Raw genomic sequence first — 20,756 nt, 5'->3', positions numbered from 1 at the left:
AGACATCGGATGTCCAGAGAATATCCCTGCGCTTCATGGCGATGATGGTCTTCACGATGTTTTGATCGCTTATATGGCGCTACCCCTGGCCCGGTTCGAACACGATGAGGCATGTAAGTACTAGGGTTTGGTCGTTTAGATCGTGGAAGACTGGTAATCCGGAAGCCTGGATATTGAATCCATGCTTTTTTATTTCCTGCAATGGAGTGGATGCTAGTTGATAGAAGTATTGATTTTTTGAATAGAAAAGACTTATTAGACGCTCTTTCATAGAGATGGTAAATTTATTAAATAGGAAATACCAATAAAACCAATATGTATAATGGAATAAAGAAGGAGTGGAACTATGAGCCCGAAGATTACTGCTGCTCCCGAGGATGTTCGAAGTAGAGACTCACAGCAATTGATCAGGGAACTGAGCGCGGAGCTGGGAGTACTCTATGACTCTGATGGAAGTGCAGGTTTCAATCCATCTGATGTTGAAGTGCCGCGTGCTGCTTTTGTGGTTGCCCGTTTTGAAGGTCATCCTGTTGGATGCGGCGCGTTGCGCCCATTGGATGACTCTACGGTAGAAGTCAAACGGATGTATACACGCGCTGACCACCGACGTAAGGGAGTAGCGCAAGCGATTCTTGCCGAAATTGATCGCCTGGCGATCGAGTTTGGCTACAGCAGCATTAAGTTGCAAACCGGTCCCAAACAACCGGAAGCGGCTGCGCTCTATGAACGGGTTGGATATTACCGTATTCCGATCTTCAGCGGAAATTGGGATCTCGTACTTGCCTATCAGAAGGATTTGACTCTCGTTCCCGGCAAAACATAATGATGGGGGATTACATAAGATGAAATTTGCTTTGTTTAGCCTCATGATGAATATCCCCAACGCTGTAAGCGGGGAAACCTTGACTACCCAACAGAAATTTGAAAACGTGCTGAAACAGGCCGTCCTTGCCGAAGAGCTTGGCTTTGAAGCTTACGGTGTTGGTGAGCGGCATGGTGCACCATTCTTGTCCTCTTCGCCGCCGGTTATCCTGACAGCGATTGCTGCCAGAACCTCACGAATCCGCTTGCTAACTACGGTTACGGTTCTAAGCGTACTAGACCCTGTGCGCGTTGCTGAGGACTACGCCACACTCGATCATCTCTCGGGAGGGCGAATCGAGTTGATCATCGGCAAAGGTAATGACCCGCGCCACTATCCGCTTTTCGGGATTACCGAGGAGGAGCAATGGGAATCCCTTGCTGAGCGATATGCACTCCTGAAGCGCTTGTGGAATGAAGAGAATGTCACTTGGCAAGGGCGCTACCGTACACCGCTGGAAGGCGTCACAACACAGCCAAGACCCTTACAGAAGCCAATCCCGGTGTGGCATGGCAGTGCATCAAGTACGCTATCCACCGAGTTGGCTGCGAAATATGGCGAACCGATTTTTTCCTCCAATACGTTTCACCCGCAGGCCAAATACAAAGCGTTAATCGACCACTATCGCGAGCGTTTGGCCTATTATGGCCATGATCCCCAGGATGCAATTGTTGGTTCGGGTTTTGGTAGTTTGTATCTGGCGAACACCACCGAGGAGGCGATCAAACGCTATCGCCCATACTATGATGCTTTTCACGCCACCACGGCATCGCAGGTCAACAACACACCCTTCAAAGACCTCGAGGACAATATTAAGAACGGGCCTATCCTAGTAGGCAGTCCTGAGAACGTTACCGAGAAGATCTTAAACTACCATGCGGCCTACGGGCAGCAAGTGGTCAGCATCAGCGTGGACGGATTGACCGAAGCTGAGCAGCGCGAGCAGGTTGAGCGATTTGCCACCGAAGTTGTGCCAGTACTGCGACGCGAGATTCCCAGTAAAGTATGGGACAGTAAAACGCCGACGCTGCAACAAGATGTTTTCAAGGTGTTGCCGGCTAGAAAGATATGAAATATCTACATAGAACCGGACAACGAATAAGCAAGAAAATGAAGCTCCATCCATTTGTGGCAAAGGATGGGGCTATTTCATTTTTTGGACATAGAAAATAATGAAAAAAAGGTGGTGGCACATGGAGCGCTACTGGAAACGCAATCTATATATGTTATGGCTGGGTTTATTTTTTAACCACATGGCGTTTACCCTTTCGGTGCCTTTTTTTCCTATTTTTTTGCAAAATGACCTAGGGATTCAAAGCGGGCTGGAAGCTTGGTCGGGTGTTTCCATTTCGATCAGCTTTCTGATTAGTGGTTTGTGTGCACCCTTTTGGGGATCACTCGCCGATAAATATGGCCGGAAGCCTATGCTTGTTCGCTCCGGTATAGGTTTAAGTGTGGCACATTTTGCCAACTTTTTTGTTCATGATCCTTTGACTTTCATGCTTGTTCGAATTTTTCAAGGACTTATGGCAGGCTTTAGTCCTGCTTCCATCGCTTTAGTTGGCACGAATACACCGGAGAAGCACGTCGGTTACGCACTGGGCGTCATATCAACGTCTTCTGCAGCAGGGGGAATTCTTGGACCGCTCGCGGGAGGCTTGCTAAGTCATTGGCTGGGATTGCGGGCGTGTTTCGTGGCGTCGGGCCTCATTACTTTAGTTTCCGCTTTCATCGTCCTAGTTGGTGTTAAAGAGGTTCATGAGCGACATGATGGGACTCGTACCAGTGTCATCAAGGATCTTAAACAAGCTGCCGGTAACACACGATTGATGCGAATATTTGGGCTAACTTTACTAGTCTCTACTTCGGTCATGATTTTGGAGCCGCTGCTGACGATCTATGTGGGGCAAATCGGGGGCAGTATAAACAACGCTTCGCTCAGCTCGGGCATTGTTTTCTCAGCAGTAGGCATTGCTACAGTCATTATGGGCCCTCGCTGGGGGATAATTGGCGGGCGAATCGGGTATGACAAAATACTCTTTATTGGGTTACTAGGAGGTGGTATAGGCAATCTGCTGCAGCTCGGCGTTCATCATCTTGTCGGCTTTGGCATCCTGCGTTTCAGTTATGGGCTGTTTTTTGCAGCCGTTTACCCAGCGTTGAATGCACTCATCGTCAAATATTCAGAGGCTGATTTCCGAGGAAGGGCTGTCAGCCTGAACCAATCGTCGAGTCAGTTCGGTATTGTGGTTGGTCCTTTGCTTGGGGGTGTGCTCGGTGGATGGATCGGTATCCAATTCGTCTTTCTCATTACTGGTGTTACATTGCTTGGAACGGCCTTGACGATGAAGATGGTTGACTCTAAGCGAGTTGAACAGAGGTTGCCTGGTTGAGGGTGTTTTTACCAATGGACATAAAAAAATGACTCCCAATGAATATAGGAGCCATCTATAGGAGACCCGTAATTAATAGAGAGTCTTGGTTGATTCTGGCGTGAAGGGCAGCAGCTCATTCATGCGGCCATCGCGAATCTTATTGGCCCATTCGGGATCATGCAGTAAAGCGCGGCCGACAGCGACCAAGTCAAATTCACCTTGTTCTAATCGCTCCAACAGATTTCCAAGAGGCACAGCATTCGCGCCGGCGCCTTCACGGAATAGCTTTGTGAAATCAACATCCAATCCGATGGAGCCAACGGTGATGGTCGGTTTGCCCGTCAGCTTCTTGGTCCAGCCCGCAAGGTTCAGAGATGAACCTTCAAATTCAGGTTCCCAGAATCGACGGGTTGAGCAGTGGAACACATCGACACCGGCATTAACCAATGGAGCCAAGAATTGCGCAAGTTCCTCCGGTGTGTTCGCTAACTTGGCTGCATAATCAGAACTCTTCCACTGGGAGAATCTGAAAACGATAGGAAATTCGGGGCCGACTGCACGCCGGCAAGCCTCGATGACTTCAACTGCGAATCGAGTGCGGGCAACCAAGCTTCCACCGTAGAGGTCAGTACGCTGATTCGTTTTCTCCCAGAAGAATTGGTCAATTAAGTAACCATGTGCGCCATGCAGCTCGATGCCGTCAAATCCGATTCGTTTGGCGTCGGCAGCGGCTTGCGCATATGCAGCGACAAGCTCGCCAATTTCTTCTATAGATAGTGGCTGAGACACCTTCTCTCCCGTCAGATCGAGTCCGGAAGGGCCTACGGGAAGCACTTCAGGATTCGGTTCGCTTCCAACCTTGCGTGTCGTCCCTACATGCCATAGCTGCGGAATGATTTTACCTCCAGCCTCGTGTACGCCGGCTACTACTCTTGCCCAACCTTGCAAGGCAGCTTCGCCGTGAAAATTCGGCCAGTTCGGGCTTGCGCCAGCAGCCGGATGGTTGATGAGCGTTCCTTCTGTCACAATGAGTCCGATACCGTGCTCGGCACGACGGCGATAATAATCCGCAACGTTTTGTCCCGGAACCCCCCCAGGCGAGAATCCACGTGTCATGGGGGCCATTACTATTCGGTTGGCCAATTCTAAATGTCCCGCACGGAAAGGCTCGAATAAGGAATGTGCCGAAACGGAGCTAGCTGGGCTATTCTGATTTGTCATACGTCGATCTCCTTTAGAACATCATTTCATCGAAGGAACCTCGGCTCCAGCGTTGATAAGCTTAGAATATCATAAATTCAGACTAAATTCATTGGAATACATTATTTTTAATTTGTTATTATCCTTGTTAGTTTGTTCGTGTATAACAATACATATTATGGGAAAATATAAGCCGAATACAATTGAAATAAGGGAGGGGAGTCAGAATGAATTTGATCAAATTATTCAGGAGACATCACTCACCCCGTTCATTCACTAAGGACATATCACAGGATGAAGCTAAGCAGGAATCACTGAAATCACATGAACCGATTCCATCGAGACTGACTGAAAGCAGACAGCATTTGGAACAAATTTTCGTGGGTTGTAAGGACATCATTTTCATACCGTGGCATTATGGGCCTAATCTCCAATATGAGGCGATGGCCATTTATTGTATAACATTGGTTCAGGACAAAAAGGAAAATTATTTTAAAACCGCCATGCAGGATCTGGTTAGTCATCAGATAGGACCAGTCACAGATATCACACCCGAGGATGTAAGCAATTTTTTCGAGAAACATGGGGCTTCATCTGAAACAGCGCATACGATCGGAGATATGGACAAAGCGGTTAATGATATTTTAGAGGGAAACGTCGTTGTCTTTTTCGATCAGTGGGACAAGGCACTGAGCTTCAGAGCGGTAACGCTTCAAGAGAGACAAGTGACGGAAAGCCTAACGGAGTCGGTGGTGCGAGGGCCGCACGAGAGCACGGTAGAAAATCTGAAAAAAAATATCGGGCTGATCCGGATACGGTTGAAAACCGCCGATTTTAAATTAGAACTCTTCAATGCTGGGGGGAAATCGAATACCGAAGTCGCTTACGGTTATATCGAAGGGAACGTGAACCCGGAAACATTGGCGCTGTTTCAAGAGCGGATTGCGCCTGCCAAAGAACAAGATATCATGGAAACCTCCTATATCGAAGAACTGCTTGAAGAATCGGTGTATTCACCGTTTCCACAATTCCGGGTTACGGAACGTCCAGATGTTGCTGCTGCCGCTCTCTTGGACGGGAAGATTATTGTAATGGTCTCAGGCAGCCCGTCGATCCTTATTTGTCCCGGTCTTTTTATGGAGTTTCTGCAGTCTCCCGAAGATTATTACCATAGAACGGTTTTTTCGTCCGTCATCAGGCTGCTAAGGTTGGTCGCTTTTATCTTGACCGTGGCGCTTCCTAGCGTGTATATCGCGTTGACCACCTTTAGTCCCGAATTGATTCCAACCGTGCTGCTGCTTGCGATTCTCAATACACGCGAAGGAATTCCCTTTCCAGCCTTTATAGAGGCGCTGCTCATGACCTTCTTCTTCGAAATCCTGGTCGAAGCGGGCATTCGTCTGCCGCGTCCCGTCGGCTCTGCCGTGAGTATCGTGGGGGCGCTGGTTATCGGCGAAGCGGCCATCAACGCAGGCATCGCTTCCCCGATCATGGTCGTCGTGGTAGCCCTTACCGGGATCGCCAAATTCTCGCTCCCGCAATTTAATCTCACCCTTGCCGTCCGGATCCTACGTATTCCGTTGATGTTCCTTTGCGCTTCATTGGGTGGGTTCGGGCTCATGATCGGGCTCCTGTGGATTCTGCTGCATATGACGAGCTTGCGCTCGTTGGGTCAGCCCTATCTGGCCCCTTTGGGACCGCTTCGCCCACGGCAATTGCGAGATGTGTTTGTCCGAGCGCCCCTGAAATCCCTGTTTCGCTCGCCGCGAAACCGACATCAGCATAATCGGTATGCAGAAACCAAGAAAGAAGGTTGAACGGTGAGAACGTTCGGCTTCGCAGCTTTAACTTTTGTGCTCCTTACCCTCTTAACGGGATGCTGGAATAGAATGGAGTTGGACACATACGCCTTTGTTCAGGGAATTGCGATTGATCTTGCGGAGGACGGTAAAAACATAGAACTGACAATCCAATTCTATAAGCCGACCTCAGTAGGCAAAGGGCAAGCCGGAGGACCATCCGGTCAAAGTTTGATCAATATAAAAACAAAAGACATTACCGTGTTTGAAGCAATCCGCGATATGACCATCCATTTCGGCCGAAAAGCACAGTGGAGCCATATGCGGGTCCTGATCATTGGGGAAGAGATTGCCAAAAAACGGAATATCGGAGAAATCGTTGATTTTTTTGCACGGGATCACGAACCGCGGTCGACAGTCAGCGTCATGATTGGTAAAGATAGGGCCGACCTTTATTTGAAAAAAAGCAAGCCGTTTATTGAATCGACCATGGGTCAGCAGTTGCGGGAGTCGGAAAGAATGGCTTACGAATATACAGGCAAATCCTTAAAAACCTCCTTTTTGGATCTGATGATGGAACTGAAAGGTGAAACGGGCGTCGCCGCAATACCGTACCTCTACTTTGACCCAAAGAATAAGCCGGCCACCTCTCCTGTTACCGGACTGGCGCTGATGAAGAAGGGGAAATTGATTAATACGATTTCATCCAAAAAAATCGAAAGTCTGCTGATACTGATGGACAAATATAGATTCGGCATTATCCAATTGGCTTGTCCGGGGGAGAGTAAAAAGAAAATGAAGAAAGCGGAAGCCATTGAAGTGGAGTCGGCCAAGACGAAACTGGACGTGAAGATCAAGGGAGATTCGGCTACCGTCCATGTATCGACCAAAATAAAAGGCTATTCCGGTGAACTCGTCTGTACGACCCTGATAACCCCGGAAGATGTAGCGAAGTATAATGAAAGAGTCAAAAAGCTAGTCGAGCGGGATTTAAAAAGTACCATAGCTTATTTCCAAGAACAAAAATTGGATGTGATTGGAATTGGAAATCGCGTATACCGCCAAGATCCTGCACTATGGAAGCGTTGGAAGCCGAATTGGGAAGAGCGGTTTGCCAGTATTCCATTTACCTTTGAGGTTGAGGTGAGCGTAATTAATACGGGTGCGAACCTTGGTATACCGGTAGCCAAATAGTACTGCCTTGCAATGCGGACGAATGGGGAGATAAGCTTGGTCCAGAAAATAATGATGTTGATTGTGATATACATCGCCATTTTTGCTTATGACTTCCTGAAACTGAAGAATACAAGCCGCAGGGAGCGGCTCGTGTATGGTATGTTGATGATCGCCGCTCTGTATCCCAGTCTTATCTATGCGCTAGAACTGCGCTGGCCGAATCTGGACGAATGGTTTCATTTCTTTTTGAAAGAACCGGCAAAACGCATTGTGGAGTCGGTCAAACTTCCATCTTAACGGTTAATGTGAGGTGTACGGTAATGATGAATAAGCGGATTTCGGTCAGTTCGCGGCAAATGGCGACGCTATTTCTCTCCTTTCTAACCGGTTCGGCAATTGTCAATATACCGGCACCTTTGACTGGGGCTGCGAAAAACGCCGCATGGATGTCGCTGTGGATGGCTAATGGACTCGGGATGCTTTTGTTGTTCTGTATCCTTTATCTGCATCGGAAATATCCTGATCTAACGCTCATCCAATACAGTCGGCAGGCCCTCGGAAGGGTGATGACCGTTATAATTGCTGTTCCTTTCTTATTGATATTCATCGACATGCTGGCTGATATTGTGGGAGACATCGGCGGATTTTTCAAGAGCACGATGATGAGGGAAACGCCCACCTATGTCTTTCACCTATTTATACTTTTCACTGCGGCTATGACCGTGCGATCGGGTATTGAGGTCATGGCGAGGATGTTCACTTTGCTGGTTATCACGATTTTTTTGTTCAGCGTGGCAGTTATGCTTTTAATGATTCCTAATTACAACGTAGAGCTGCTAATGCCCTTATTTCCGGATGGTTTCAAACCGGTTCTGCATGGTGCATATATCGCTTGGGGATTTCCTTACGCAGAAATGATCCTGTTTTCGATGGTTCTTCCGTTTGCTAGACAGGACCAAGAGCCTTTGGGTAAATTTATGTTCTTCGTGCTTCTCATTAGCGGGATTTCGCTAAGCTTGGTCATTGTATGCACGATCATGGCGCTAGGGCCGCTGGCCGCGAATATTAAGTTTTCCTTATTTACTCTTGCGCGTATGATTGAACTCGCGGAAGTTATTGAACGGGTCGAATCTGTGATTGGCTTGGCCTTGATCGTCGGCTCTTATATGAAAGCAAGCATTGTGCTGTTCGCGATCAATTTGGGGTTATCCCAATTATTCCGGTTACAGGATGAACGGATCCTGATTTTTCCGATAACGTTTGTGGCGCTGCTGCTCTCGTTAACAATGTTCCGGAACGACTTGGAATTTATGGAACATGTTGGGACTGTATGGCCTTTATTAATAACGGTGACTGGCGTTGTTCCCATTCTTGTGCTGACGATTGTCACTGCGTTTAAGAGCCGGCAGAAGCAAGCATCAAGATAGTACATGATTGTACCAAGTGGCTGCTCATTCCTAATATTGTGAAAGGATATAATCCGCTGTGCGAATTGCCAAAGCAACGGTTGTCAATGTCGGGTTAGCTGCTCCGGTAAGCGGCAATACGCTGTTATCAGCCACATAGAGACCGGGTACGCCGTGGATTTGCCCATACTGGTTTGTTGCCGAGGTGGCAGGATTATCGCCCATTCGGCACGTTCCCGCCTCATGATTGTCAAGACCGGGAGGTAGGAGACTAGGGTTTTCGTAAAAATCCATACCCATTGCTGCGGCGGCCCTTCGAATTGAAGCCGTCAGCTCGCGGATAACGGTTTTATCCTGAGAACTATACGAAAATTGCACCTTTAATAAAGGCACTCCGAATGAATCGCGTCTGATCGGATCGAGGCTGACATGGTTTTCGAATCGCGGTTCAAGAGTTGCCAAGCCAAAAAATCCAAGTCGTAGTTCGTCAAGAAGTTTTCTTTCTTTATAATGGTACCACCAATAATCCAAAGGATCCGTCCCTAAAGTGAAGAACATATATTTCCGATCTGCCGCACTTGGAACCATGATAGCCGCATTTCCCAACACTTCGGGAAATTGATTGCGGTTTATTTTTGCCGCCGCAATGACTGTGGGTTGGTTAACCAAATATCTGCCAATGGCTTCTCCGGGAATATTGGAGTTCAGTAGAATACGCGGCGTTTCAAAGGTACTGGCGGAAAGGATTACCGTCTTAGCTCTGATGGTGCAGGTTTTACCTTCGGAAGTAACCACTTTCACGCCTGCGGCTCTTCCTCTCTCGGTGAGAACCTGTACCGCCCGCGTATTTACGGCCAGATCAAAGGGTTTTATATTGAGAGCGTAAGCCATGAATATAATGGAACTAAAAAAGACATTCGAATGGAGCTGACCGTATCGGGTAACATCAAGATCAACAGCCATAGGAAGGTCAGTTGCATCTGGAAATCCGCCGAAGCGAAGTCGATGGAGAAGCTTTTCCTGAAGTGCGGATCCCTTAGCGTATGCACCGGTTACATTCATGATTTGTTCAGCGGTTAGGTAATAGGGAAGCAGTTCTTGATAGGAAATCGGCCAAGATTTGATTTCTTCGGGAAGCAAACGTGGACACATTAAATACCAGTGAAGGGTTCTTCCGCCCAAAGCTCTAAATATTCTCGCCCCCGGATAATCCGGCCATAATTTCCCGATTGGTTCTGCATAACGAGGACTATCAATAAATTGAGTAAACCTCGTTTGATCGAAAGTAGGCAAATTATGAGCATGGGTCGGCAGCAAAAGATCCCCGGCCTCGATCATCCCGATCCGCATGCCGTTATTTTTCGATTGTTCGATTAATCTCCAGAGAGCTGCCCCGCCTCCTGCGCCGCTGCCGACAATAAGCACGTCATAATCGGTTTCAGCCATTTTCTCGATCGGAGTCAAGGGAATCCACGGCATCTTTGCAGGTTGTGACTGATAGGTAGTGGCATCGCTGTTTTCGGTCAATTTAATCTCCCTCCCTTCAGACAAAATGGATGTGCTATTTCATTTGAGCGACGATATGATCTACTGTACGAATGGCCAGTGCGACAGTGGTAAGCGTAGGATTTGCTGGCGAAGTCAGATTTAGAACGCTGTTGTCGGCTATGTAAAGACCGGATATGCCATGTACTTGACCAAAGCGGTTGGTGACGGAAGTAGCGGGATTGTCCCCCATTCGGCACGTTCCGGCCTCGTGGCTGTCATTTCCGGGCGGTGTCAGCTGGGGCGGACTATCCAGTGATAATCCCGCTGCTGAGGCGTAGGCTATTAGAGAATCATGCATTTCTCGGTGAATTGCCCGATCCTTATCGCTGTAAGAAAATTGTACGTTAAGCAGGGGGACGCCGTAAGCATCTCGTTGTTTCGGGTCAAGACTGACGTAATTGTCTGCCCGCGGTTCCACAATTCCATAACCGTGCATTTCCATAGGCTCTTTTTTTAGAAGAGGTTTTTCTGTAAAGTCGTAATAATAATCGTTGAAAATCTGGAGCTGATAGTTCCGCTCAACAGAACCCGGAAGAAAAAGGAGAGCGACGCCAAATACTTCCGGGAATAAATCCCGGTTAACAGTTCCAGTCGCAAGTAACATAGGATGGAGCGCCAAATATTTCCCGATCGCTTCGCCAGGGATATTGGAATTAAGCAGAAGGCGCGGGGTTTCCCAGGTGCTTGCGGAGACGATGACCGTCTTGGCAGTTAGCGTATATGTTTGTTTATCTGCGGTAATAACCTTGACGCCCGTGGCTTTCCCTTTATTCGTTAAAATTTGCACGGCGCGTGTATTTACGGACAAATCAAATTTTCGGATATTTAAGGCGTATGCAAGAAAATCAATGGAACTGAAATAAACATTTGAGTGGACCTGCCCGTATTTCGTGCCTGCAAGATCTGTGGCTAAAGGAACATCTGTTGTCTCCGGAAAACCATTCATTAGAAGGCGTTCGATAAGCATTTCCTGCAGAGCGGAACCTTTGGTGTAAAGGTTGGTCACATTCATTATTTTTTCTGCGATCGTATAATAGGGAACAAGATCCTTATAGGTGATCGGCCACGTTCTGAACGCTGTAGGATCAAAACGGGGGGACAAACCATACCATATCAGGGTTCTTCCGCCTAAGCCTCTGACGATTTTCGCCTTCTGAAAATCCGGCCATCTATCTCCGGCATAATCTGCAACCCGCCCCCAGTATTCGATTACGCGCTGTTCATTTAAAGTGGGCACATTAAACGAATGAGTCGGCAATAACAAGTCTCCGGCCTCGATCATTCCGATCTTCTTGCCGTTCTGCCCCCATTGTTCGCATAGTCTCCAAAGAGCGGCTCCACCCCCTGCCCCGCTGCCGATGATAAGTACATCATAATCGGTCTTTGCCATTTGCTCGACTGAAGTCAGGGGAATCCATTGATCCAAAGGGGGGCCTGATGGTTCGGGAGGGCGCGAAACAACGTCATCATGGATCTTCCGCACATGTAACAGCGGGGCGGGTAGTTTTATTTGAACATCCGCAACCAAATTTAAATCGGGATTAGAAATATTTGGATTTACCGACAAGAGATTTTCTAGTTCACAATAATATCTGTCGGCAATTTTTCTTAAAGTATCCCCATACTCAGTGACATATATATACAAAGGCATCACATCCCTATATCCTTATGATTTCAATAGGAGTATATGAGCTGATACCGTGTTATATTATATAAACGCATTTATGGGATTACATTTCAGTATTTCGTAGAAAAAGGTTTCCGCACACTCTGTGTTTAAATAAAAAATGAAATGGGACTTCCGTTTGATACGGTCGTCCCATTTTACAATTACCACCTAGTGATCAACGAAATAAGGTCAGGAAGGCGGCAAGTTTTATGGAAATAGAACTGCCGCCTTACCAATAAATTATAATGTGAAAATATTCACAAATTGTTCAAGGAATTAATCATTCTAACTCCTCATCTTGTGATTTTTGTCATAGTTAGGGGTCTTGATTAAGTTTACTCTTAAGGTAGAACAACAAGACAACGGCTTCACATGGATAGAAAATAAAGGAGTGAATGAACCATGACAACAAAAGAAGCGAAGATGATTGAACAGATTTCTGCTCAAGACGAAGTCAACCAGCTGGTAGCCAGAGCGAAGGTAGCTCAGCAGCAATTTCTGAAGCTGGATCAAATGCAGGTTGACCAAATTATACAGCAAATGGCATTAGCCGGCATCGATAGGCACATGGTTCTCGCCAAGCTTGCTGTGGAGGAGACCGGTCGGGGTGTGTACGAAGATAAAATCACCAAGAATTTATTTGCTACGGAATATATCTACCACAGCATTAAAAATAACATGACAGTTGGAGTGATTGAGGAAAACTCGTATGAGAACTACCGAATGGTGGCCGAGCCAGTGGGCATTATCGCTGGTGTGACGCCCGTCACCAATCCGACTTCGACGACGATGTTCAAGTCATTAATCGCGGCAAAAACCCGCAACCCAATCATATTCGCCTTCCATCCATCGGCACAACAATCTAGCAGCGCGGCTGCAGCGACATTACTGGAGGCAGCTATTAAAGCAGGCGCACCAGAGCATTGCATTCAATGGGTAAAGCATCCATCGGTGGAAGCTACCCAACTGCTAATGAATCATCCGGATGTAGCGCTTGTTCTGGCAACGGGAGGGTCTTCGATGGTGAAAGCAGCTTACAGTACTGGAAAGCCGGCTTTGGGTGTTGGACCCGGCAATGTGCCTTGCTTTATTGAGAAAACAGCGAATTTGCAGCAAGCTGTAAATGACTTGATCTTATCGAAGACGTTTGACAATGGGATGATTTGCGCCTCTGAACAAGCGGTTATTATTGAAGAATCGGTATATGCGGAAACAAGAAAGTTGATGACTGAACAGGGCTGTTACTTCTTAAATAAAGAAGAAACGGAAGCTGTTTCCAAATTGGTGATTAACGCTGAGAAGTGTGCGGTTAACGCAGTAATTGTAGGTCAACCTGCTGCGAAAATCGCTGAGATGGCTGGTATTAAGGTACCTGGGGCTACGAAAATACTTGTCGCGGAGTTAGCCGGCGTTGGTGAGGCATTTCCATTATCGGCTGAAAAACTTAGCCCTGTGCTCGCTTGCTACAAAGTGAAGAATGCTGAGCAAGGCATTGATCGGGCTGTGGAAGTGGTCAAATTTGGCGGTATGGGACATTCCTCCGTCATTCATTCTCAGAATGCGGAAGTCATCCAAGCGTTCGCAGGTAAGCTTCAAACCGGACGTATTATTGTCAATTCACCTTCCACTCACGGTGCTATTGGAGACATTTACAATACAAACTTGCCTTCCTTGACATTAGGCTGCGGCTCATATGGTCATAACTCCACAACCTCAAACGTGAGTGCCGTGAATCTGATCAATGTGAAGCGCGTTGCTTACCGTACCGTCAATATGCAGTGGTTTAAAATACCTCCAAAGATTTATTTTGAAAAAGGAGCTACACAGTATTTAGAAAAAATGCCTGACATTACACGGGTAATGATTGTTACGGATCCGATGATGGTGAAGCTTGGTTACGTAGAACGTGTGGAATATTATCTCCGCAAACGACAGCTGCCTGTCTATATCGAAGTTTTCTCGGATGTGGAGCCTGATCCATCTGTTGAAACGGTGGAACGCGGCCGGGCACAGATGGCAAGCTTCCAGCCGGATTGCATAATTGCATTAGGCGGAGGGTCACCGATGGATGCGGCTAAAGCCATGTGGTTGTTCTATGAATACCCGGATACTAGCTTTGATGCCTTAAAGCAAAAATTCATGGATATCCGTAAACGGGTTTACAAATATCCGCGTCTAGGCCGCAAAGCGAAATTCGTCGCGATTCCTACGACTTCGGGGACTGGCTCGGAAGTGACGTCTTTTGCCGTGATTACAGATAAAGAGAAGGGCAATACCAAGTATCCACTGGCTGATTATGAGCTTACACCTGACGTTGCCATCATTGATCCTGATTATGTGTACAGCTTGCCGAAGACTGCGGTAGCCGATACTGGAATGGATGTCCTAACCCATGCCATTGAAGCGTATGTGTCCGTTATGGCGAATGATTATTCCGATGGTTTAGCGATGAAAGCTATCCAATTGGTATTCCAAAATCTAGAGAAATCGTTTGCCACAGCAGATCCTATTGCACGTGAGAAAATGCATAATGCTTCAACGATCGCAGGTATGGCCTTTGCAAATGCCTTCCTTGGCATTAATCACAGCTTGGCGCATAAATGGGGCGGAGAATACCACACAGCACATGGACGCACAAACGCGATTTTGATGCCGCATGTGATTCGCTATAATGCCCAAAAACCGACGAAATTCACTTCGTTCCCGAAATACGATCACTTCATAGCCGATCAACGCTATGCGGAAATCGCGCGTATGCTGGGGCTACCAGCAAAGACAACGGAAGAAGGATTAAACAGTCTTATTGAGGCTATCCGCAAGCTGAATAAAATCCTGGGTATTCCTGAGAAATTTCAGGATTTGGGGTTCAATGCGGAACAATTCGAGACGCGTGTAGATTACTTGGCGGATAGAGCATTTGAAGATCAATGTACAACAGCGAATCCTCGGATGCCGCTTGTGACCGAGTTGGCCGATGTGTATCGGAATGCTTTTTACGGAAAGTTTTAATCGGGTAATTTAAGGAGGCACCATCATGGCAATACGTGAAGATGAATTAAAAACAGGTCGTTGTTGGGATGGGTTTGTGAAAGGCAAATGGGAAACAGCCATTGATGTGAAAGATTTTATCGATAAAAATATGACGGTTTACGAAGGAGATCATTCCTTCTTGGCAGGTCCTACAGAAGCAACGGATGATCTGTGGTTTCTAATCAGTACGCTTACGCGCAAGGAGAGAGAAAATGGTGGTGTATTGGATATCGATGTCCAGACGGTGTCCACAATTACATCGCATGCGCCAGGCTATATCGAACAGAGCAAAGAGAAAATTGTCGGTTTGCAAACCGATGCTCCACTGAAGCGTTCTGTACAACCTTTCGGCGGAATACGGATGGTTATCGATGCCTGCGAGGCCTATGGCTTTAAGCTGCCGGATGAAATTATACGAGTGTTTACAGATATTCGCAAAACGCATAATCAAGGTGTGTTCGATGCGTACACCTCAGAGATGAAAACAGCACGTAAGGCTGCAATCATTACGGGGCTTCCTGATGCTTACGGTCGTGGTCGCATTATTGGTGATTACCGACGTGTCGCTCTGTATGGCGTGGACCGGTTGATCGAGGAAAAGAAGAAAGACCTTCTACAAATGGAAGTGGATGCGATCACCGAAGATGTCATTCGGCTGCGCGAAGAACTCTCCGAGCAAATTCGCAGTTTGGGTGAATTAAAACAGATGGCCAAAAATTACGGTTACGATATTGCGAAGCCGGCAGTGAATGCTACTGAAGCGGTTCAATGGTTATACTTCGCTTATTTAGCAGCCATCAAAGAGCAGAACGGAGCGGCGATGAGCCTTGGACGCGTATCGAGCTTTCTAGATATCTATTTCGAAAGAGATCTATCTAATGGAACATTGACGGAAGTAGAGGCGCAGGAGCTTGTTGACCATTTTGTTATGAAGCTTCGCATCGTCAAATTTTTACGTACCCCCGACTATAATGAGCTTTTCAGTGGAGACCCTACTTGGGTAACAGAATCAATTGGCGGCATGGGATTGGACGGCAGAGCGCGAGTGACAAAAAATTCTTTCCGCTTTCTGCATACCTTATACAATCTAGGGCCTGCACCAGAACCGAACCTGACCGTGCTGTGGTCGACCAGGCTGCCGGATGGCTTCAAAGCTTACTGTGCCAAAGTATCGGTCGAGACCAGTTCGATTCAATATGAGAATGATGACCTGATGCGGCCTTATTATGGGGATGATTACGGTATTGCTTGCTGTGTTTCCGCGATGCGCATCGGCAAGCAGATGCAATTCTTCGGCGCACGCGCCAATCTGGCCAAAGCTCTGCTCTATGCGATTAACGGCGGTGTGGATGAGAAGCTTGGGATACAGGTAGGACCCCGGTTAGCTCCACTGACCTCCGAGGTTCTGAATTATGAAGAAGTGGCGGAGAAATTCGATGCCGTCATGGAGTGGCTCGCGAAGCTGTATGTGAACACACTTAACGTTATTCACTATATGCATGATAAGTACTGCTATGAGCGGCTGGAGATGGCTCTTCACGACCGTGAAATTGTACGCACCATGGCAACGGGTATCGCCGGATTATCCGTAGTGGCTGACTCACTGAGCGCGATTAAGTATGCGAAGGTCCGCCCGATCCGTAATGAAAGCGGGATTGCGGTCGATTTTGAAATTGAAGGCGAGTATCCGCAGTATGGCAATAATGATGAGCGTGTCGATGCCATTGCCATTCAATTGACGGAAACGTTCATGAATAAAATTAGGAAGCATAAGACGTATCGTGGCGCAGTGCCAACGATGTCCGTTCTGACGATTACATCAAATGTCGTGTATGGGAAAAAGACAGGAAGTACCCCAGATGGCCGTAAAGCTGGAGAACCCTTCGCACCAGGCGCCAATCCCATGCATGGACGTGATCGGAAAGGTGCATTGGCCTCATTGGCTTCTGTTGCAAAGCTTCCCTATGAGCATTGCCTCGATGGTATATCCAACACGTTCTCCATCGTACCGAAGGCACTTGGCAGGGAAGAGGAGTCACGCATCTCGAATCTTGTTTCCATGCTCGATGGCTATATGGCCAGTTACGGTCATCATCTGAATATTAATGTTTTTGACCGTGCAAAGCTATTGGATGCAATGGAGCATCCGGAGCAATATCCACAATTGACGATTCGTGTTTCCGGCTATGCAGTGAACTTCATCAAGCTGACCAAGGAACAACAGCTTGATGTGATACATCGTACTTTTCACGGCACGATGTAATATAGAGAGGGGAGCAGACCGATGAAAGGACGCATACATTCCTTCGACTCCTTTGGCACCGTTGACGGTCCGGGTATCCGCTTTGTTCTTTTCATGCAGGGCTGTGCTCTGCAATGCAAGTACTGCCATAATCCGGATTCATGGGAAATGAATACAGGCAAACAGATGGATGTAGAGGAGATTCTTAATGAGATTGAACCTTACCTCGAATACTATCGCCGTTCAGGCGGGGGAGTTACTGTAACGGGCGGGGAGCCAACTTTGCAGGCTCCCTTCCTAGCCCGTTTGTTTGCCGAATGCAAAAGGCGCTGGGGCCTGCATACTGTGCTGGATACAAACGGATTTTGTGAGCCGAGTCATGCACAGGAGCTTTTGGATGTGACGGATTTAGTATTGCTCGATCTGAAGCAGATCAATCCTGATAAGCACATCGCGCTTACGGCACAACCTAATGATCGTATCATTCGCTTTGCCGAACATCTGAATGAGATCGATAAGCCTGTCTGGATTCGTCATGTGCTTGTACCTGGATGGACGGATGACTACAAGGATTTACTAGAACTCGGTAAGTTCATCGGTTCATTGCCTAATGTTAATAAATTGGAACTGCTGCCTTATCACAGAATGGGCGTCTATAAGTGGCAGCAAATGGGGAAAGAGTACCCGCTCGAACAATGTCCTACACCAACAGATCAGGAAGTTGCCAGAGCGAAGGATCTCATTGAGATGGGGATGGGTACAGAATTATCTTAAAAATAAAAACCAGTAGCGCCGGATGGGATTCCAGCACTACTGGTTATATTTTTTTGCAGGGTGAGTCATAACAGGTACTCCTCCTGAAGGCCGGCTTGATGCAGATACTTCATCGCATTCATTTCTTCAGTGGGCGGTTCGAATTGCTGCCCAGTGATTTGTTCATCCTGATCGCGTAACCCACCAACTCTTTCAGCAAATAACTGTCCATACTCGCAGCAGAAATCATCACGTAATGCTTCTAAATTCTCATCATGCACGGTTGTCATAGTAACCACTCCTTCTCTGTTTTATGATTTCATTATATATCATGCCTATGTGAATGTATGTGATATATTTCACATACATTCACATAGATTTGAAGCGGAGATAAGTATAATCCAAATCGGATAATGCGATTTGATTTATGATATGATAGATATATTCAAATTTCCGAACATTTAGGGGAGAACGTGATGTTTCAAGAAATACAGCATTTTAAAGCCGATTTTTTCAAGGCGTTAGCACACCCATTGCGTATAAGAATTCTTGAAGTATTAGCCGAGGGCGATAAAAACGTTAATGAGATTCAAACGATATTGGGCAGTGAAGGTTCTGCCGTTTCACAACAGTTATCCGTATTAAGAAATAAAAACGTTGTCCGTGGAAGTAAAGACGGAACCACTGTGATATACTCCCTAACAGACCCACTAATTAAAGATCTGCTTATTGTTGCCAAGCAAATTTTTGATAATCATCTTGTGAATGCTATTTCAATGTTAGAAAATATAAAAAATCAGTAACTCACTTCAAAAAAAGGAGTGAATCGGGTTGTTATTCTCGATTCACATCCTTTTTTTATTTCGTTTGTTTATCAAAGAAAAATGAAATTGACACCTGATTGTTCTGGGTATATGATTTTATATATATTCAAATAATCAGATATTTAGATTTGGTGGGATTGGATATGAAGCTCTCTTTTAGTGGCAGATTTCAGGGCTATAATCGAAAAAAATTTCAAAAAGACTTGATTTCAGGTCTGATTGTAGGTATCGTCGCCATTCCACTAGGGATGGCGTTTGCAATTGCATCGGGGGTAAAACCTGAATATGGGTTATACACAACGATAGTTGCAGGGATACTAATCTCATTATTTGGTGGTTCAAAGTTTCAAATTGGCGGTCCGACAGGAGCTTTTATACCCATTCTATTTGCGATTGTTATGCAGTATGGGTACGATAACTTGCTTATCGCAGGCTTTATGGCAGGAGTCATTTTGCTATTCATGGGGATCTTTAAATTAGGTGGCGTAATCAAATTTATTCCGCGTCCTGTAACAATAGGTTTTACCACAGGAATTGCCGTTACCATATTTACAGGTCAAATTGCCAATTTCCTTGGATTAAGCAATCTTCAAAAACATCAAGAATTTCTTTCCAATATGAAGGAATTAGGAATTCACATTTCAACAATCAACATGTACAGTATCTTAACTGCTGTGATCTGTCTCGTGCTTATCATTCTGACACAAAAGCTATTCCCTAAAATCCCTGGCTCATTAGTGGGAATATTGATTTCTACTGCTGCAGCATCAATCTTCTACCCTGATAAGATTGCAACCATTGGTTCTACTTATGGAGCAATTCCAAATAGTTTGCCTAGTATACACTTTCCGGAACTTTCAATTGAACACATTCAATCATTGATAAAACCTGCTTTTATAATTGCCATGTTAGGTGGCATTGAATCCTTACTTTCAGCTGTAGTTGCTGACGGAATGTCAGGAACCAGACATCATAGCAACCGTGAATTAATTGGGCAAGGTATCGCCAATATGATAACTCCGCTATTTGGGGGTATTCCTGCAACAGGGGCTATTGCCAGAACTGCGACGAATATTAAGAATGGTGCAGAATCTCCCTTTTCTGGGGTTATACACGGTGTTATTGTCTTGTTGGTTTTGTTCCTATTTGCGCCATACGCCTCAAAAATTCCTCTTGCGAGTATGGCTCCTATCTTAATGGTTGTTGCTTGGAATATGAGCGAACGCAAAGAATTCACTCACGTGCTAAAAACCAAAACTGCGGAGTCAATGGTTCTACTTATTACCTTCCTTCTTACTGTTTTTATAGACCTGACAACGGCTGTTGAGGTTGGATTAATCTTGTCAGGTATCATTTTTGTGAAACATATGAGCGGCCTTCTTATTTCTGCAAAGGTTTTGCCTGACCCTTCCGATAAGAACGAAAGAGTATCCGCATATATGGTTAATGAGCAGCATAATTGCCCGCAAATCAGTATCTACACCGTCGAAGGTGCTTTGTTCTTCGGGGTTGCAAATATGTTTGAAAAATCCATCATGGACGAAATTAATTACAAACCCAAAGTACTAATTTTGAAAATGGGCAATGTTCCCTATATAGATACAACTGGGGAATCCAATTTATCAAGTATCGTCAAACACTTTAAAAATCAGGGTGGCCTCGTACTCATTTCCGAAATCCAAACCCAACCACGCCAAATGCTCCAAAAAACAAGATTAGACGAACTCATTGGGCAGGGGCACATTTTTGAAAAAACAGGTGAAGCCGTTAGCTTTGCATTAACAAAACTTAACTACTCTCAATGTCTTGGATGCAAGCATTTCGCGTTCCGCGAATGCCATCAGCTATCAAAGCCGAGCCGTTAAATCAAAG

The 20,756-nt window shown here is 46.2% G+C and carries 16 protein-coding genes; 12 read left to right on the top strand and 4 right to left on the bottom strand.

Annotated features, from left to right (window positions below; translation table 11 throughout):
- Nucleotides 1-346: 346 nt before the first annotated feature.
- The 3 genes from AC58UU_RS05755 to AC58UU_RS05745 all read left to right on the top strand — a co-directional run bounded on the left by AC58UU_RS05755 (nt 347) and on the right by AC58UU_RS05745 (nt 3,255).
- The gene (locus AC58UU_RS05755; protein ID WP_497313801.1) at nt 347-823 is read left to right on the top strand and encodes a GNAT family N-acetyltransferase; all 477 of its coding nucleotides are present in this window, start codon (nt 347-349) and stop codon (nt 821-823) included.
- Between the two features lie 19 nt (nt 824-842).
- Nucleotides 843-1,934, top strand: coding sequence for an LLM class flavin-dependent oxidoreductase (locus AC58UU_RS05750; protein ID WP_497313800.1), 1,092 nt, complete (start codon nt 843-845; stop codon nt 1,932-1,934).
- Nucleotides 1,935-2,034: 100 nt separating this feature from the next.
- Complete coding sequence (locus tag AC58UU_RS05745) at nt 2,035-3,255, top strand: MFS transporter (protein ID WP_497313798.1); 1,221 nt, start codon at nt 2,035-2,037, stop codon at nt 3,253-3,255.
- A gap of 72 nt (nt 3,256-3,327) precedes the next feature.
- Here AC58UU_RS05745 and AC58UU_RS05740 read toward each other — a convergent pair whose 3' ends face one another.
- Nucleotides 3,328-4,458, bottom strand: coding sequence for an NADH:flavin oxidoreductase (locus AC58UU_RS05740; RefSeq protein WP_497313796.1), 1,131 nt, complete (start codon nt 4,456-4,458; stop codon nt 3,328-3,330).
- 206 nt (nt 4,459-4,664) lie between these two features.
- Here AC58UU_RS05740 and AC58UU_RS05735 point away from each other — a divergent pair, with 206 nt between their 5' ends.
- The 4 genes from AC58UU_RS05735 to AC58UU_RS05720 are packed head-to-tail and all read left to right on the top strand — an operon-like array spanning nt 4,665 to nt 8,839.
- On the top strand, nt 4,665-6,254 hold the full coding sequence (locus AC58UU_RS05735; protein WP_497313794.1) for a spore germination protein: 1,590 nt from the start codon (nt 4,665-4,667) through the stop codon (nt 6,252-6,254).
- 3 nt (nt 6,255-6,257) lie between these two features.
- Nucleotides 6,258-7,430 carry a Ger(x)C family spore germination protein gene (locus tag AC58UU_RS05730; RefSeq protein WP_497313792.1) on the top strand — a complete coding sequence of 391 codons (1,173 nt, stop codon included), beginning with the start codon at nt 6,258-6,260 and terminating at the stop codon, nt 7,428-7,430.
- A gap of 51 nt (nt 7,431-7,481) precedes the next feature.
- A complete protein-coding gene (locus AC58UU_RS05725) occupies nt 7,482-7,709 on the top strand; it encodes a hypothetical protein (protein ID WP_497313790.1) in 228 nt (75 codons plus the stop codon).
- Nucleotides 7,710-7,732: 23 nt separating this feature from the next.
- Nucleotides 7,733-8,839 carry a GerAB/ArcD/ProY family transporter gene (locus tag AC58UU_RS05720; RefSeq protein WP_497313788.1) on the top strand — a complete coding sequence of 369 codons (1,107 nt, stop codon included), beginning with the start codon at nt 7,733-7,735 and terminating at the stop codon, nt 8,837-8,839.
- A 30-nt stretch (nt 8,840-8,869) separates the two neighbouring features.
- On the opposite strand, the gene AC58UU_RS05715 is transcribed toward AC58UU_RS05720, so the two are convergent.
- Complete coding sequence (locus AC58UU_RS05715) at nt 8,870-10,345, bottom strand: GMC oxidoreductase (protein ID WP_497313786.1); 1,476 nt, start codon at nt 10,343-10,345, stop codon at nt 8,870-8,872.
- Nucleotides 10,346-10,379: 34 nt separating this feature from the next.
- Nucleotides 10,380-11,792 carry a GMC oxidoreductase gene (locus AC58UU_RS05710; RefSeq protein ID WP_497313785.1) on the bottom strand — a complete coding sequence of 471 codons (1,413 nt, stop codon included), beginning with the start codon at nt 11,790-11,792 and terminating at the stop codon, nt 10,380-10,382.
- A 645-nt stretch (nt 11,793-12,437) separates the two neighbouring features.
- Here AC58UU_RS05710 and adhE point away from each other — a divergent pair.
- Genes adhE through pflA form a run of 3 tightly spaced genes read left to right on the top strand, consistent with a single transcriptional unit; the run spans nt 12,438 to nt 18,081 of the window.
- A complete protein-coding gene (gene adhE / locus AC58UU_RS05705; RefSeq protein WP_497313783.1) occupies nt 12,438-15,044 on the top strand; it encodes a bifunctional acetaldehyde-CoA/alcohol dehydrogenase in 2,607 nt (868 codons plus the stop codon).
- Between the two features lie 25 nt (nt 15,045-15,069).
- A complete protein-coding gene (gene pflB / locus AC58UU_RS05700; protein ID WP_497313781.1) occupies nt 15,070-17,328 on the top strand; it encodes a formate C-acetyltransferase in 2,259 nt (752 codons plus the stop codon).
- A 21-nt stretch (nt 17,329-17,349) separates the two neighbouring features.
- Nucleotides 17,350-18,081 (top strand): pyruvate formate-lyase-activating protein, encoded by a 732-nt coding sequence (gene pflA / locus AC58UU_RS05695; protein WP_497313779.1) that lies wholly within the window; start codon nt 17,350-17,352, stop codon nt 18,079-18,081.
- 65 nt (nt 18,082-18,146) lie between these two features.
- On the opposite strand, the gene AC58UU_RS05690 is transcribed toward pflA, so the two are convergent.
- Complete coding sequence (locus tag AC58UU_RS05690; protein WP_497313777.1) at nt 18,147-18,350, bottom strand: hypothetical protein; 204 nt, start codon at nt 18,348-18,350, stop codon at nt 18,147-18,149.
- A 186-nt stretch (nt 18,351-18,536) separates the two neighbouring features.
- Between AC58UU_RS05690 and AC58UU_RS05685 the strand changes: the two genes are divergently transcribed.
- The gene (locus tag AC58UU_RS05685) at nt 18,537-18,863 is read left to right on the top strand and encodes an ArsR/SmtB family transcription factor (protein WP_497313776.1); all 327 of its coding nucleotides are present in this window, start codon (nt 18,537-18,539) and stop codon (nt 18,861-18,863) included.
- A gap of 164 nt (nt 18,864-19,027) precedes the next feature.
- Nucleotides 19,028-20,749 carry a SulP family inorganic anion transporter gene (locus tag AC58UU_RS05680; protein ID WP_497313774.1) on the top strand — a complete coding sequence of 574 codons (1,722 nt, stop codon included), beginning with the start codon at nt 19,028-19,030 and terminating at the stop codon, nt 20,747-20,749.
- Nucleotides 20,750-20,756: the final 7 nt, after the last annotated feature.

It is taken from the genome of Paenibacillus sp. JT22N1 (assembly GCF_059692155.1).
The sequence above is the reverse complement of the archived record's forward strand: the minus strand, read 5'-3'. Positions and strand labels throughout refer to the sequence as shown.